Genomic DNA, 13120 nt, shown 5'->3' on the forward strand with positions numbered 1-13120 from the left:
ACAGATTCAGAGTATGATGATAGAAAAATATCAGAATTACTTTGTAAGGAGCAACTATGAAAGCGCCATTTTATCGATTTATTGCCATTCTTCTCCTTGTCATCCCCGGCTTGACCGCTACTTATGGCTTTCTTGCCATGAAGGATGCTATTTTCGCTCAATTTAATGGGGAAGACGGTCATGTGCTCTGGGGAAAATTCATACTCGGACTCATTTTGTTTCTGCTTGGGGTCGCATTTATCGGGGGCTGGACGTTCTTCCGTGATCGTAAAAGAAATTATGTAGCTCCCAGATTTAAGGCGAAGCGTCCGAAGAAAAGCTCTTGAGTATTATGGCTCGAAAAATAGCAAAAAAGACCGTTCAAAGCCATTTTGCAGCTTGAAGACGGTCTTTGTGCATCGTAAAAACATGTCATCAGGACTTTTTCAAGCGGCATTAGCTGCCTCAGGTCCTTATCTCATACGTTTGAGCATGGAGCGGGAAATGGGCATTGGCCCAAGTCCGTTGGCTGCCGATGACGAATCTCGAGACCGTACTTTCAGCGCTGTCACGCTCAAGGATTAAATAACGGCAATGGTCGCTATTTAGAGCACAATTGGACGATAATCGTTGGCGATACAGTCAAAATCATGTGTCCGGCGAACAGGTTTCTCTATTATAAGGCCTTGTTCAATTTTCATGCATCTGCTGCGCTCCTGATCGCTTGCTGATATAATCCTTCCTCAACATCTATGTCCGGACTAATCGAGGATCGATCCGATGAGGATCATACCGGCTTCCTCTGCTTCCAGCGAGTCAGCAATGCTGCTCCCACCGCGACGAATTGCTTGCCGCGGTGGACGAATCCATGCCAATCCCGCCCCGTTTCACGGTGCGAGATTGGCACATCCAGTTCAACGATGCGGAGGCCGTGCCGCGCCGCATCGATCGTCAGTGCGACTTCCACACCGAAGCCGCGCGCCAAGCTTCCCAGCTCCCGCAGACGATCAGCGCGCAACGCGCGCTGTCCGGATAAGGGAGCTCCGGTCTGGTAGCCGCTGAGGCGGTAAATACCGCGGCTGGCCAAGCCCTTCACCAGGCCGAAGCCTGCTTTGGCGCCGGAACGCGGCAGCTTCGCAATGACCATATCCGCTTCTTGACGAAGAAGCGGCTCTGTCAATACCAGCGCGTGCCCCGCCGAGGCTTGAACGTCAGCATCAATAAACAGCAGGACATCGCCTCTGGCCTGCTCGATGCCGGACTGCAGCGCAGCGCCTTTACCCCGCCGCCGGTCATGCCTAACCAATTTGTCTACCCACGGCCAAGCGGTCTCATACGTTTTATCGCGGCTGCCGTCATCGACGACAATGATCTCATAATAGAGTTCATCCTCCCAGGCAAGCTCCGCGCTTTCCTGCAAATAGCGAAGCGTGCGGGAAATCGTATGCTCTTCATTCCAGGCCGGTATGATGATTGATATGGACGGCTTCATCCGAATCCCCCCCAATTCCATACTACGTGGGAGATGCGTTTTGTAATCCAATGAATTTGCAGCAACCCAAGCGCTATGAAGCAAAGAGACATCAACAGGGTTACCCATGCTTCTTTTGTTTTGGAAGCGGACTGCCTGTAGAGGATGCTTAGGCTCTTAATATCCACCAAACGCGCGCCTAATTTCATACGTACAAGCAGCGTACTGCCCATACCTTCCCGTCCTTTTTCCATAAAATCGATCATATGCGTATGCGCACCGACCGTCACGATCCATTCTCCGCGTTTCTCATAGGCAAGCAGCAGCGCCGCATCTTCACTCGTCCCAAAGCAAGGAAATAAGTGAGCTTCCAGACCTAGCGCTTCAATTCTTGCCATGCCAGGCGCCGCTCCCTCCTGATCGGCATGGACAACCAATTCCGCACCGCAAGCCAGCGCTCGATCCGTCACACTATCCATATCGCCAATAATCATATGCGGCCGATATCCGCATTCCAGCAATGCGTCCGCACCGCCATCCACCCCAATCAGTATCGGCTTAACTTCGCGAATAAACGCCTTAGCTTCTTGCAGAGCTTTCTTGTATCCCTTTCCCCTCGAAACGATCATGATGTGCTTGCCTTCCAGATCCGTACGCAAGGCGATTAGTGGCAGCGGTGCCATCACGGCGCTTTTTTCCTGCATGGCGTAGGTTAATGTGTTTTCAATAAAATTCTCCAGAAGTAAGGAAACGTTGCTATTCGCGATTTGGTGCAGTCGCAGCCAGTCTTCTTTTGTAAATGCTTTACAAGGAATTGAATATTGGCCGCTTACAATGATTCCTTCGTAAACACTTAGCTCCGAATGCTCAATAAATGTCCCAAAGGCACTCGTCTCCACTTCCCATATTGGTATATTCTGCTGCAGCAGCATAAGCGGCCCCTGCGTCGGATATGTACCGCTCATCGTCATCTGGCAATTAATGACAGCCTTGACCTGATGATCAATCAGCTCCTGTGCAATGACCTCATCCAGATCGCGATGCTGAAGCACGACGATTCGTCCTGGAGGGAGATCGCGCAGCAATTCTTTCGTAATTGCTCCTACACTAGCCTTTCCTTTGCAGAGAGGTAGCGGTTTCGAAGAAAACATTGATAATGATGGCCAATTCATGATAAGCTCCGTCTTTCCTTTCACCTCATGTTAACCATATTTTGTCCCTTGCCGCTTTATTTATGTATATTTTACCTTTCATATGGCAAGTAATGGTTTATTATCTAATAGAAAAGGAGATGTAAACCATGGAGCTAAACATGAGTGCGGACGAAGTGCTAGGCCATATTGTGCAGCTTCACAATAACGGAGAATCGCTGGCTAAAAAAAATGTGAAGAAACAGCATCCTGATTTAATGAAAAACGCCTTGTACTATTACCCCAGCTGGGAACATGCATTGCAAAAAACAGGCGTAAATAACATCGTCAACTAACGTACATACGTCAGCATATGAACAGCTCCGTGAGGATTCCTCCCACGCCGGAGCTGTTTTTTTTATTCTAACACTTCCCATTCAACTTGTACCATTTGATCGACCCACGTTCGAATCTTGATCTCAATGGCGTTCTCAATCTCTTCGTCCGTTAATTCACCGAGCTTATGCTCGGCAATCTCAAGGACTTCTTCTTTGACTTTATCTCCTGCCACGGATAATTGAATTTGAATACGCATGTTTTCACCTTTTCCACGATGGTTATATATGCAAATTGAATAAAATATTGGAGCAAATATATTGATCGATCTGGGATGGTTGGAACAACTGCCGCAAGCCGCAGATCGAGATGCCTTAGTTGTAAAATAGAAGGTTAAAAAATCAACTGTCCATGTGTTGCTTCTTTGTTTTAAGAAAACTTGCCATTGTTTCAATCCTATTTGTATTTTACAATTAAATGGTAAGGTAATTTGATCAATGAAAAGAGGAGAACCCCATGTCCAAATCAGCAGCTCAAAAGAGAAGGAAACGTCAACTGCGTGAAGGTAAAATCGACCCGGCAATCAACCGGCTACACTGGAATGGAACGAACCCCGTAAGCAAAATGACTCCAAGCTTGCAGGAATCCGTTATCAGACAATCGAATAAGCACAAAATGAGGAATCTGAGCCGATTGCAGGGTGATGATTCCTTTTTTCATGTCTCTGTATGGATCGATATGCCTTGCCCTGCCGCAAAAAGGATCAATGCCTCTTTTTCCTCCGGACGAAAAGCATAACCGCAATCAAACCCGTTATAAAACAACTTCCATTCGCTAATACTTCCATCTTCATCTAATTCCAGCTCTGCTACGTAAAGCGAATCCGGCTCATCTTCGAATTGAAGACCCATATGAAGCTGCGTACGTCCCCCTTCGGTGATTTCCTTCTCGCAATAATCAATAATCATTCGATTAGGCCTCCTATTGAATAAAATCACTTTTATTTATATAATATACTAATGCACCCAAGCTCACAAAGATGAGATCATGCTGTCTTATGCTCACGCTTACGAACAAAGTTTTGCTTAGCAAAACTCTAGGAGGAATTACATATGGCTTACGATCCGCAGGTTGTAGATGCAAAAATGGTTAGTGATAACAAAAAGAACGGTCTTTTCGAAATCGTCGTCGTACTGAAAGACCGTAATCAATGCCGTCTTTTCTTCGAAAGAGATCCCGAAACCGGAGTCGGTAAAGTAACGAATTTGAATAGATTGCTGAAAGAACCTTGCCCAATCTGCCGCAAAGATTATCTTTGCAATTGCCTTGATCGCTACAAACAAACGATTGCGGATCAAGCGATGTCCTATATAAAATAATCGCAGAGCGACAATAACCCCCTAACCATACGAAATGGCTAGGGGGTTTGTGTTTAACGGCGCTGCCTATGGTACCGTTCACAAGCATCGATCCATATAGGCACGATACTCGATTGCGAGGCAAAATGAAGATGTGTATAGCCGGCTGCGACATTCGAACTTGTAAAGCCCTCCGCTTTCGTGCCAAATCTTCCCTTCGTTTGAAAAGCAGCCTCAAGCTCGACTCCTTCATTCGCCTGAAAGGTTGAGTAATGAAATTCATGTCCTCGAGCCTTCACGTTCCGGGAGAGTAAAAAGTTACCAGCAGTGCCCTCGACTTCTCGGTAACCGAGCGCAGCCAGCTTCTGCTGCATCGTGACATGACCGGGAATGATGCCAACCATCGAAAATATGTTTCCTGAGGTGTCTGCAATATACTCGGTCAGATACATGAACCCGCCGCACTCAGCGAGTGTAGGAATTCCTTCAGATATCCTCCTGCGGATTGACATCTTCACCTGTTCCTGCGCTGCGAGCCGCTCGGCGAATTCCTCAGGGAAGCCGCCGCCGATATACAACCCATCTGCACCGGCAGGAACTTCCTCTCCTGCCAAGGGGGAGAAATATATGATTTCCGCTCCGCCAGCTTCGAGCAGCTCCAGATTTTCCGGATAGTAAAAATGAAAGGCCGCATCTTTCGCTACTGCAATTTTGACGCGTTTAGAGACGGATGTGGCGTTAGTTGAGAATAAAGACGGTATGCTCTGCAATTCATCACACGCTGCCAGCTCCAAAATCTTGTCCAAATCGATATAAGCTGTCACCCGCTCCGCAAGCTTATCGAAGAACGGCTGCATCTCCCCCCTCTCGACCGAAGGAACCAGCCCCAAGTGACGTTCAGGCAGCTCAATATCCATGTCACGCGGCAAATAACCGATGACAGGAATACCGCATTCTTGTTCAATGGCTTGCTTCACCATCTTATAATGACCTTCGCTGCCAGCGCGATTGGCGATGACACCAGCAATACGATCCCCTAGACCAAATTGCTGGAAACCTTTCACTATCGCTGCCGCACTTCGCGCCATACTTGCGATGTTGACTACGAGAAGGACAGGGGCGCTCAAAATACGGCTAATATCAGCCGTGCTGCCTTCGTCCGATAATGAGTTTTTCCCATCGAACATGCCCATAACGCCTTCAATGATCGAAATATCCGCACCTTGGCAGCCGCGATGATAGATTTCCTCTACCGCTTCACGTCCGACCATCCATGAGTCCAAATTGCGCGAAGCTCTGCCTGTGACAGCTGTATGATAGGTGGGATCGATATAATCGGGACCGCATTTAAACCCTTGCACAACGATGCCCCGCTGCTGCAAAGCAGCCATCAGGCCTATCGTGAGTGTTGTCTTGCCGACCCCGCTCCCTGTGCCTGCAATAACGATTCTCCGTTCCATTACAAACCCTCCGGCTCAGAGAAATCTATCAATCCTACAGAAATCGTGACATTTCCTGATTTTTTCTTCACCAACGCGAGCCGTTCGCTGCCTGTGTACAGCTTGACCGCAGGTTCGCTAACGCCGTAGGCGCCGGTGAAACGGTGTACCGTGTCGGAAGGGGCTTCGATAGGAACTGTATTCAACTGTTCAGCCGGATAGTGAACAAATTCCCAGCCATACTTGCGAGTGACGGCAAGCAGACCTTCCTCGTCTTTTTTCAAATCGATCGTGCAGACCGCTTTCACGCTGCGAATGGAAAAAGCGAGCTCCTCTAACGTTTCGCTGATAACAGCTTCAATCTCCTCGGCTGTAGTCCCGCGGTTACAGCCGATGCCCAGCACAATGATCTTCGGTCGATACAATACCCCGTTACGCAAAATCGATTGCTCGTCTTCCGTGAGCAGCCGGTGTGAAACGAAAAGAACCGCCTGCGGGGCAAATGCCTGCGCTTCGTCGATTCGCGTAAACCTCTGGATATTCGGCGGCATCTGTCGATCGTGCGTCCACCAGTTCGGCTCGCCGGATTCTTGTATGACCGCGATCCGTTCCTCATTGACCACAGAAGCGCTCACCGGAGTCAGCTTATCGGCCGATTCCCATACCCAGCCGAACCGCCTGCCGAACAAATCGACCGGAATCGTCTTCTGGACGTCGGAAGCAGTTGTAATGACGGGTCTTGCCTCTATGGCAGCTGCAACCTCAAGCGTAAGCTCATTAGCGCCCCCCAAATGGCCGGACAGCACGCTGATGACGTGCTCCCCCTTGTCATCAATGACAACAACACCGGGATCTTTTTTCTTGTCCTGCAGCAGCGGAGCGATCATGCGTACGACAGCGCCAAGGGAAATAATGATGATGAGACCTTGATAAGCGGGAAATAAAGAGGGAAACAGAAGCCGAACGCTTCCGTCAAAAAGCTGGATCTGCCGCTGCTCCTCATCGCCTTTGGCAAACTTGCTCATATAATAAACGTCGCTTCCGCTCATTCGTTCATTCAGCTTGCGTGCAATATCCACGCCATGCTTCGTTATGGCTACGATCGCATACTCGCCCTTCTGGCGAATGACGGGAATGACGCCTTCCGTTAGCGAGATCGTCATGGCTTCACTCCTCTGCGGAAGCGATGAGTAAATGATTTATCGTATAGCTTGGAGCGATACTCCCCCTTGCCGTGGATCTCCGGATCCAGCGCCCAGCCCGCCAATATCATCGCATGCGAGCGAATGCCGTTCTGCCGCATATCAGCTTCTAATTGCCCAACCGTCGTTCGTACAATCAGCTGATCCGGCCATGTCGCCCGCTGCACGACAGCGACCGGCGTCTCCTCACTCCAGCCTGCTTCAACCAGCTCGCTGACAATTTTTTTGATTAAAGTCGCACTAAGGAAGAGCGCTATCGTACAATGATGCGCGGCCAGATCGCGCAGCTTTTCCAGCTCCGGCACCGGTGTCCGGCCTTCAGCGCGGGTCAGGATAACCGTCTGCGTCAACTCCGGAATCGTAAGCTCTGCGCCGACTGCGGCTGCCGAGGCGAAGACGGAGCTGACGCCCGGCACGATTTCATAGCCGATGCCTTCTTTGCGCAGTAAGGCAATCTGCTCCATCGTCGCTCCGAACATGGCGGGATCGCCGGTATGAACGCGCACGACCATTTTCCCCTGCCTGATCCGATCCACCATAATGGCTACCATCTCGCCAAGCTCCATGCCGGAGCTTTTGAGCACTTCGGCGTCAGGTTTCGCCTTGGCGATCAGCTCCTCGTTGACGAGCGAGTCGGTATACATGACAACATCCGCTTGCTGCAGAAGCTTTAAGCCTTTGACTGTAATTAAATCAGGGTCGCCGGGACCGGCGCCAATGATGTAAACCTTCATTTATTTTCTCACCACCATTAAGGTTAAATATTCCAGCTCCCGCCCTTGAAGCTCCTCGACATTCCGCCAAATTTCTTCTTCTGCAGAAGTCACTTTGGTAAGTACGGACGCCTTTTGAACAAGTCCCAAATCGCGCAGCACTGCGAGCATCAGGTCAATGACTTTGGCGACTTTGATAAATACGATGCAATCGTGTTCTTCAATCGCTTTACGCATTCGATCGTAGTCCTCGACAGCGGGCACAATGGCGATCTGTTCGTCCCCGTCAGCCAACGGGATGCCCAGGCGGGATGCCGAAGCGTTCACCGAGGAGATTCCCGGTATTGAAACAGCCCGAATCTCCGGATGCCGTTCGTTCATCAGCCGCATGAGATGGATATACGTGCTGTAGATCATCGGGTCACCCTCGGTAACGAAAGCTACATCCTTGCCTTGAACCAAATGCCCGTAGACAGTTTCAACCGTCTTCGTCCACTGCAGCTCCAGAGCTTCTCGATCCTTCGTCATCGGAAACGTCAGTCCGATCATCTCTTTTTGCTCCGTATTTACATAAAGCTCTGTGATGGCAAGGGCGTAACTCTTGGCTCCGCGCTTTTTCCTCGGATATGCGATGACAGGGCATTCTTTCAACAAACGAAACGCCTTGACAGTGATCAATTCCGGATCACCGGGACCAACGCCCAAACCATATAACGTACCAAGTTTACTCATCGCCAGTCGCCTCCTCTACTACTGCCAACTTGCGCTTGGCCGTGATGATGTAAATCGGATTCAGCGCATCAAAGCGCTTCATATGGAGAATCGGCTTACTGCGGGATACTTGTACCAGCGTAACGTTCACGTCAAAGCCTAGCTTTGTAAACGTCTGATCCGCCTCATATAAGGTTTCGATCGTAGCTGCATTCAGTACAATAGTTCCATTCGGCTTAAGTCGCTTGCTGCAAAGCTCCAGCAGCTCCTGCATTTCACCGCCGCTGCCTCCAATAAAGATCGCATCCGGATCCGGGAAAGCTTCCAAACCTTTAGGTGCTCTGCCCTGTACGGCTGTGATATCCGCTCGAAATTTGATGCAGTTCTCCATGCAGTTTTTCAGATCGTCTTCATTTTTTTCAATCGCGTATACCGCCCCTTCACGGGCAATCCGTGCCGCCTCAATGGCCACCGAACCTGTACAGGTGCCGATATCCCAGACGATGCTATCCGGCTGCAAAGCCATCTGGCTTAAGCTGAGGACCCTCACTTCTTTTTTGGTAATAAGGCCTTTATCCGGTTTCCGCTGAGCGAATTGCTCGTCATCGATGCCGAGTGACCATACGGGACCTGACGATTGCCTTTTCAAAATAACGACATTCAAAGGCGAGAATGAAACGGAAACCAACTGCTCCAAGTCGTACCATGCGCAGCGCTCGTGGGCGCTGCCCAGGTTTTCAGCGACAAACATCCGATATTCCGTCATTCCGAATGTCTGCAAATACACGGCAATTGCATGAGGCGTGTTCGTCTCATCCGTAAGCAGAGCTACCTTGTCTTTCCCATCCATTCGCTGGGCAAGCCCCTTCATGCTGCGCCCATGTACGCTCGTCACATATGCGTCCTGCCAGCTTTCACCCATCCGGGCAAAAGCCAGTTGAATGGAACTCGCAAGCGGATAAATCTCCACGCCCTCCAGTCTTTTCGCCACATAGCCCCCGATGCCATAAAACAACGGATCCCCCGATGCCAAAATAACAACGGTGCGCGTCTCGTCCTGAAGCTCCTTCATCAGACTGGGCAGACTGCCTTTTATGACGATTTTCTGCCCCCGATAACCCGGGAAAAAAGCCAGATTCCGCTCACCGCCAACGAGCACTTCGCTCTCTTCGATCCACTTCGCATATTGTGGCAGCAGACTTTCCGGACCATTATCGCCGATACCAATCATTTTCATATTTCTGCCCATGCCTAACCGCTCTCCCCCATCTTACCGTTATGATAAATCGCCGCTTTGCCTAAGAGCTCGGCTTTCATCGAAATCATAACCGTTTCAATAAAATCAAAACCATCGCGCTCAACCTCTTGAAGTCCGGATTCACAACACCTTTCACATAGTCGCTCAAAATAGCGCATCAATCCGCCTGCAGCCATCAAATCCCCGACCTGCGCAGCCGTATTGGCGCCCCTTATTTCTTCTACTAAAGTATCTGATGCTTCCGCTTCAATCGCTACCTGCGCGAGAAATTCGAAATCTACCGGAGCGCTCTTCGAGTGCACCATCATGACACCCTGCGCAACCTTGGAAAACTTGCCCATCATGCCGACCAGCGTTACCTTGCGTATGCCCTGTCTCTGGCATTGCGTTAAGGCGAAGCCAACGAAATCGCCCATCTCGATAAAAGCTTCTTCCGGCAGCCCGGGATAAAGGCTCATTCCGAACGTCTCCGTTCGACCGCCGGTCGACAGTACGATATGGTCGCAGCCGCATTGGACGGCTACGCGTATTGCCTGGGCGACGCTGGCCTTGTAAGCTGCGGTTGAAAAGGGCACGACGATCCCCCGTGTGCCGAGGATCGAGATGCCGCCGATAATGCCAAGACGCCCATTCAGCGTCTTCTTGGCGATCTCTTCGCCGGCGGGCACGGACACGAGCACGTCCACGCCGTGCTCGATCTCGTACCGGTCAAGCACCTCCTGCACGGTCTCGCGGATCATTTTCCGCGGGACCGGGTTAATCGCCGCTTGACCGATCTCGACCGGCAGGCCGGGCTTCGTCACGCGCCCGACGCCGATACCGCCATCGATGCCGACGCCCGGCTCGGCTCGCCAGCTCACACGCACGACGATTTCCGCGCCGTGCGTCGCATCGGGATCGTCGCCGCCGTCCTTAATGACGGCGGCTTCGCCCCACAGCTGCGTGTACGCGCAGCTGTGCAGAGTAAAAGCGACCGTATCCCCGATCGGGATACGGATAGCTACTTGCGCTTGCGGCGCCTGCTCGATGAGCGCCAGCAGCGCTGCTTTGGCTCCTGCGGTCGCGCAGGAGCCGGTCGTATAGCCGTGGCGCAGCGGCTTGCCCGGTTGTTCATCCATGGCGCGCTTCTACTCCTTGCGCGCCGCCATGATCGACAGCGCGTTGACGGCTGCGACGGCAACCGGGCTGCCGCCCTTGCGGCCGATGTTCGTGATGAACGGAACATCCAGCTTCGCCAGCTCTTCCTTCGATTCCGCTGCGGAAACGAAGCCGACCGGCACGCCAACGATAAGCCCGGGCTTGGCAACGCCTTCCTTGATAAGGCGAATGAGTTCCAGCAGCGCTGTAGGCGCGTTGCCGATCGCGAAAATGCCTCCTTCGGCTTCTTGAATCGCTTTGCGGATCGAGATAATAGCTCGCGTTGTATTCAGACGCTTCGCCTCCTCGATCACATCCGGATCTGAGATGTATACTTTGACGTCGCCGCCAAACTGCTCGATACGCGGTTTGCTGATCCCGACTTGAACCATTTGCACATCGGCTACCAATATTTTTCCAGCTCTAATCGCTGCGACGCCCGCTTCAATCGCGCGGGGATGAAAAACAAGGCTCCGCCCGAGCTCAAAATCGGCCGAAGCATGAATGACGCGCTGCACGACCGGATACTGATCCGCCGTAAACGAGTGTTCACCCAATTCTTCTGTAATTATTTCGAAGCTTTTTTCTTCAATTTCTTGCGGCTGCACGGTCAATGGTTTGAAATCCGTATGAAACTCCATATGAGTTAAGCCTCCTTTTGAACATGTGTTTCGAGATATTTGATAACGCCATCAAAATCCGAATACAGGTTGCCGTATTCAATCTCAGGTCTTCCGATTACGATCGTGGGAATACCCATCTCTAAAGCGGCTTCCAGCTTTTCATCGACAGCTCCGACTTTTCCGCTTTCCTTGGTGATCATTAACGTGACCTTGTAGTGGTTATACAGCGCTTGATTCAGCTCTTTGGAGAAGGGGCCCTGCATCGCAACGATGTTTTTTTGCTCGATCCCCAGCTCTTCGCATTTCTCCATGTTGTCTTTACGAGGAAGCATCCGTGCGATGAGGGTCGTATCCGGCAGTCCGATCAAGCGATCAGCGAAAATCTTCAACGTTTTACTGCCCGTGGTCAGCATAATGCTGCCCCGCTTCTCAGCTGCCAATTCCGCTGCCTGTTTGTAATCATCCACCGTGGTAACCAAAGCGCTCTGCTCGATGGACAAGCTTTTACGTTCGAAACGAACGTAGGGAACTTGAGCCAGCTGCGCAGCTGCCATCGCGTTCTTCGAAGCTTCCTCGGCAAATGGATGGGTCGCATCGACGACGATGCGAACTTCTTTATCAGCGATCAGCTGCTGCATGTCGGTTGCTGTAAGCCGACCTATTAGCACCGGAAGCTTCTCAGCTTCCATGCTTTTGGCCGCACTCTCCGTCACGACTGTCGTAAGCACCGCGTAACCTGCGGATCGAATGCGCAAAGCCAGCTCTCTGGCATCGCTCGTGCCTGCTAGTACGAGAATCATAGTTTGCTTCCTCCGGTTATCGCATGATCGTGATGGTGGTCATGGTCATGGTCATGGTCGTGATCGTGGTGGTGGTCATGCCCATGATGGTGATCGTCATGACCATGGTGATGGTGATGATGGTCAATGTGCTTCATTGCTTCCAGGCGATACTGGCACATATCGCAATTCATTTTCACTTCATCTTGAAGCGCTTCTTGAGAGCGACCGATTAATATATCTTGAAGCAGCGGATGGAAGCCGAAATAAGGCGCCATCTGAAACTCATGCTCCTTATACTTCTCCCGGTAACCTTGCACCATTTGCTCCATTCGCTGAATCAATATACCTGTGAACAGGAAGTAAGGTAAAACAATGACTCTTTTGGCCCCCAGCAACACGCATCTTTCTATCCCGGCATCCATCAGCGGTGCTGTGACGCCGATAAAAGCCGTTTCTACCCATTTCACTTGGAGCCGTTCCCAGAACAAGCGGGATATTTTAAACAAATCGCTATTGGCATCCGGATCACTGCTGCCCCGTCCGACAATTAGCAGAGCAGTCTCCTCCAGATCGCCTTTCAGCCTAATCCCCGTATCTTCAAGTCTGGAGGTCAAAATATCAAGAATTTGATCGTGCACGCCGATCGGTCTTCCGTATGTAAATTTGACGAACGGGTATTTCTTTTTCGCGTCGTCAATTGCAGATGGGATATGAATTTTGGCATGACCTGCAGCAAATAAGATGATCGGGATAACAACAACATGGGAAGCGCCAAGCTCCACACAGCGGTCAATGCCCTGCATAATTGTAGGCTCCACAAACTCCAAAAAGCAGGTTTCCACGATATGTCCCTGCATCTTTTCTGCAATTTCCTTTACAAACTGCCGTACTTCTTCATTTCCTTCATGCTCTCTGCTCCCATGACCCACAAATAAAACAGCATTCATAATAGCGTATCCCCCTTAGAGTTTTCCGTAGGAA

At 50.8% G+C, this 13120-nt stretch carries 18 protein-coding genes; 5 read left to right on the top strand and 13 right to left on the bottom strand.

Going from position 1 to position 13120, the window contains the following annotated elements; all coding sequences use genetic code 11:
* Window positions 1–56 precede the first annotated feature (56 nt).
* Entirely contained in the window at window positions 57–326 is a 270-nt protein-coding gene (locus ICC18_RS11150) for a DUF2627 domain-containing protein (protein ID WP_188174461.1), read from the top strand.
* A gap of 67 nt (window positions 327–393) precedes the next feature.
* Complete coding sequence (locus tag ICC18_RS11155; protein WP_188174462.1) at window positions 394–564, top strand: hypothetical protein; 171 nt, start codon at window positions 394–396, stop codon at window positions 562–564.
* 202 nt (window positions 565–766) lie between these two features.
* Here ICC18_RS11155 and ICC18_RS11160 read toward each other — a convergent pair whose 3' ends face one another.
* Both ICC18_RS11160 and steA read right to left on the bottom strand, forming a co-directional pair.
* Window positions 767–1471 carry a glycosyltransferase family 2 protein gene (locus tag ICC18_RS11160; protein WP_188174463.1) on the bottom strand — a complete coding sequence of 235 codons (705 nt, stop codon included), beginning with the start codon at window positions 1469–1471 and terminating at the stop codon, window positions 767–769.
* Window positions 1468–2622 (bottom strand): putative cytokinetic ring protein SteA, encoded by a 1155-nt coding sequence (gene steA / locus ICC18_RS11165; protein ID WP_188174464.1) that lies wholly within the window; start codon window positions 2620–2622, stop codon window positions 1468–1470. Before steA ends, ICC18_RS11160 begins: the two co-directional genes overlap by 4 nt.
* 128 nt (window positions 2623–2750) lie before the next feature.
* Between steA and ICC18_RS11170 the strand changes: the two genes are divergently transcribed.
* Window positions 2751–2936 (top strand): hypothetical protein, encoded by a 186-nt coding sequence (locus ICC18_RS11170; protein WP_188174465.1) that lies wholly within the window; start codon window positions 2751–2753, stop codon window positions 2934–2936.
* A 62-nt stretch (window positions 2937–2998) separates the two neighbouring features.
* Here ICC18_RS11170 and ICC18_RS11175 read toward each other — a convergent pair whose 3' ends face one another.
* Window positions 2999–3175 carry a hypothetical protein gene (locus ICC18_RS11175; protein ID WP_188174466.1) on the bottom strand — a complete coding sequence of 59 codons (177 nt, stop codon included), beginning with the start codon at window positions 3173–3175 and terminating at the stop codon, window positions 2999–3001.
* 257 nt (window positions 3176–3432) lie between these two features.
* Between ICC18_RS11175 and brfA the strand changes: the two genes are divergently transcribed.
* Complete coding sequence (brfA, locus tag ICC18_RS35040; RefSeq protein WP_512699395.1) at window positions 3433–3714, top strand: ribosome rescue factor BrfA; 282 nt, start codon at window positions 3433–3435, stop codon at window positions 3712–3714.
* On the opposite strand, the gene ICC18_RS11180 is transcribed toward brfA, so the two are convergent.
* Window positions 3633–3884: a hypothetical protein gene (locus ICC18_RS11180; RefSeq protein WP_188174467.1), complete on the bottom strand. Its 252-nt coding sequence runs from the start codon at window positions 3882–3884 to the stop codon at window positions 3633–3635. The two genes, brfA and ICC18_RS11180, sit on opposite strands and share 82 nt — an antisense overlap.
* A 144-nt stretch (window positions 3885–4028) precedes the next feature.
* On the opposite strand from ICC18_RS11180, the gene ICC18_RS11185 reads away from it, so the two are divergent.
* Window positions 4029–4295 carry a hypothetical protein gene (locus tag ICC18_RS11185; protein ID WP_188174468.1) on the top strand — a complete coding sequence of 89 codons (267 nt, stop codon included), beginning with the start codon at window positions 4029–4031 and terminating at the stop codon, window positions 4293–4295.
* Between the two features lie 53 nt (window positions 4296–4348).
* On the opposite strand, the gene ICC18_RS11190 is transcribed toward ICC18_RS11185, so the two are convergent.
* Genes ICC18_RS11190 through ICC18_RS11230 form a run of 9 tightly spaced genes read right to left on the bottom strand, consistent with a single transcriptional unit; the run spans window position 4349 to window position 13086 of the window.
* A complete protein-coding gene (locus tag ICC18_RS11190) occupies window positions 4349–5734 on the bottom strand; it encodes a cobyrinic acid a,c-diamide synthase CobB (protein WP_188174469.1) in 1386 nt (461 codons plus the stop codon).
* Window positions 5734–6876 (bottom strand): cobalt-precorrin 5A hydrolase, encoded by a 1143-nt coding sequence (locus ICC18_RS11195; RefSeq protein WP_188174470.1) that lies wholly within the window; start codon window positions 6874–6876, stop codon window positions 5734–5736. Before ICC18_RS11195 ends, ICC18_RS11190 begins: the two co-directional genes overlap by 1 nt.
* Entirely contained in the window at window positions 6873–7649 is a 777-nt protein-coding gene (gene cobM / locus ICC18_RS11200) for a precorrin-4 C(11)-methyltransferase (RefSeq protein WP_188174471.1), read from the bottom strand. The genes ICC18_RS11195 and cobM overlap by 4 nt, the downstream gene beginning before the upstream one ends.
* Window positions 7650–8360 carry a precorrin-2 C(20)-methyltransferase gene (cobI, locus tag ICC18_RS11205; protein ID WP_188174472.1) on the bottom strand — a complete coding sequence of 237 codons (711 nt, stop codon included), beginning with the start codon at window positions 8358–8360 and terminating at the stop codon, window positions 7650–7652.
* On the bottom strand, window positions 8353–9588 hold the full coding sequence (gene cbiE / locus ICC18_RS11210; RefSeq protein ID WP_188174473.1) for a precorrin-6y C5,15-methyltransferase (decarboxylating) subunit CbiE: 1236 nt from the start codon (window positions 9586–9588) through the stop codon (window positions 8353–8355). The genes cobI and cbiE overlap by 8 nt, the downstream gene beginning before the upstream one ends.
* Window positions 9589–9590: 2 nt before the next feature.
* Window positions 9591–10715, bottom strand: coding sequence for a cobalt-precorrin-5B (C(1))-methyltransferase (locus ICC18_RS11215; RefSeq protein WP_188174474.1), 1125 nt, complete (start codon window positions 10713–10715; stop codon window positions 9591–9593).
* A 9-nt stretch (window positions 10716–10724) separates the two neighbouring features.
* Window positions 10725–11375, bottom strand: a complete 651-nt coding sequence (locus ICC18_RS11220; protein ID WP_188174475.1) for a precorrin-8X methylmutase — start codon at window positions 11373–11375, stop codon at window positions 10725–10727.
* Between the two features lie 5 nt (window positions 11376–11380).
* The gene (gene cobK, locus ICC18_RS11225) at window positions 11381–12157 is read right to left on the bottom strand and encodes a precorrin-6A reductase (protein ID WP_188174476.1); all 777 of its coding nucleotides are present in this window, start codon (window positions 12155–12157) and stop codon (window positions 11381–11383) included.
* Window positions 12154–13086 carry a sirohydrochlorin chelatase gene (locus ICC18_RS11230; RefSeq protein WP_188174477.1) on the bottom strand — a complete coding sequence of 311 codons (933 nt, stop codon included), beginning with the start codon at window positions 13084–13086 and terminating at the stop codon, window positions 12154–12156. Before ICC18_RS11230 ends, cobK begins: the two co-directional genes overlap by 4 nt.
* Between the last annotated feature and the right edge of the window lie 34 nt (window positions 13087–13120).

Source organism: Paenibacillus sedimenti, assembly GCF_014534655.1.
GTDB classification, from domain to species: domain Bacteria; phylum Bacillota; class Bacilli; order Paenibacillales; family NBRC-103111; genus Paenibacillus_E; species Paenibacillus_E sedimenti.

What these genes read in the sequence shown, in the direction of transcription:
- ICC18_RS11150 (WP_188174461.1), top strand. Translation starts at nt 57, where the DNA reads ATGAAAGCGCCATTTTATCGATTTATTGCCATTCTTCTCCTTGTCATC.
- ICC18_RS11160 (WP_188174463.1), bottom strand. Translation starts at nt 1,471, where the DNA reads ATGAAGCCGTCCATATCAATCATCATACCGGCCTGGAATGAAGAGCAT.
- steA (WP_188174464.1), bottom strand. Translation starts at nt 2,622, where the DNA reads ATGAATTGGCCATCATTATCAATGTTTTCTTCGAAACCGCTACCTCTC.
- ICC18_RS11170 (WP_188174465.1), top strand. Translation starts at nt 2,751, where the DNA reads ATGGAGCTAAACATGAGTGCGGACGAAGTGCTAGGCCATATTGTGCAG.
- ICC18_RS11175 (WP_188174466.1), bottom strand. Translation starts at nt 3,175, where the DNA reads ATGCGTATTCAAATTCAATTATCCGTGGCAGGAGATAAAGTCAAAGAA.
- brfA (WP_512699395.1), top strand. Translation starts at nt 3,433, where the DNA reads ATGTCCAAATCAGCAGCTCAAAAGAGAAGGAAACGTCAACTGCGTGAA.
- ICC18_RS11180 (WP_188174467.1), bottom strand. Translation starts at nt 3,884, where the DNA reads ATGATTATTGATTATTGCGAGAAGGAAATCACCGAAGGGGGACGTACG.
- ICC18_RS11185 (WP_188174468.1), top strand. Translation starts at nt 4,029, where the DNA reads ATGGCTTACGATCCGCAGGTTGTAGATGCAAAAATGGTTAGTGATAAC.
- ICC18_RS11190 (WP_188174469.1), bottom strand. Translation starts at nt 5,734, where the DNA reads ATGGAACGGAGAATCGTTATTGCAGGCACAGGGAGCGGGGTCGGCAAG.
- ICC18_RS11195 (WP_188174470.1), bottom strand. Translation starts at nt 6,876, where the DNA reads ATGACGATCTCGCTAACGGAAGGCGTCATTCCCGTCATTCGCCAGAAG.
- cobM (WP_188174471.1), bottom strand. Translation starts at nt 7,649, where the DNA reads ATGAAGGTTTACATCATTGGCGCCGGTCCCGGCGACCCTGATTTAATT.
- cobI (WP_188174472.1), bottom strand. Translation starts at nt 8,360, where the DNA reads ATGAGTAAACTTGGTACGTTATATGGTTTGGGCGTTGGTCCCGGTGAT.
- cbiE (WP_188174473.1), bottom strand. Translation starts at nt 9,588, where the DNA reads ATGGGCAGAAATATGAAAATGATTGGTATCGGCGATAATGGTCCGGAA.
- ICC18_RS11215 (WP_188174474.1), bottom strand. Translation starts at nt 10,715, where the DNA reads ATGGATGAACAACCGGGCAAGCCGCTGCGCCACGGCTATACGACCGGC.
- ICC18_RS11220 (WP_188174475.1), bottom strand. Translation starts at nt 11,375, where the DNA reads ATGGAGTTTCATACGGATTTCAAACCATTGACCGTGCAGCCGCAAGAA.
- cobK (WP_188174476.1), bottom strand. Translation starts at nt 12,157, where the DNA reads ATGATTCTCGTACTAGCAGGCACGAGCGATGCCAGAGAGCTGGCTTTG.
- ICC18_RS11230 (WP_188174477.1), bottom strand. Translation starts at nt 13,086, where the DNA reads ATGAATGCTGTTTTATTTGTGGGTCATGGGAGCAGAGAGCATGAAGGA.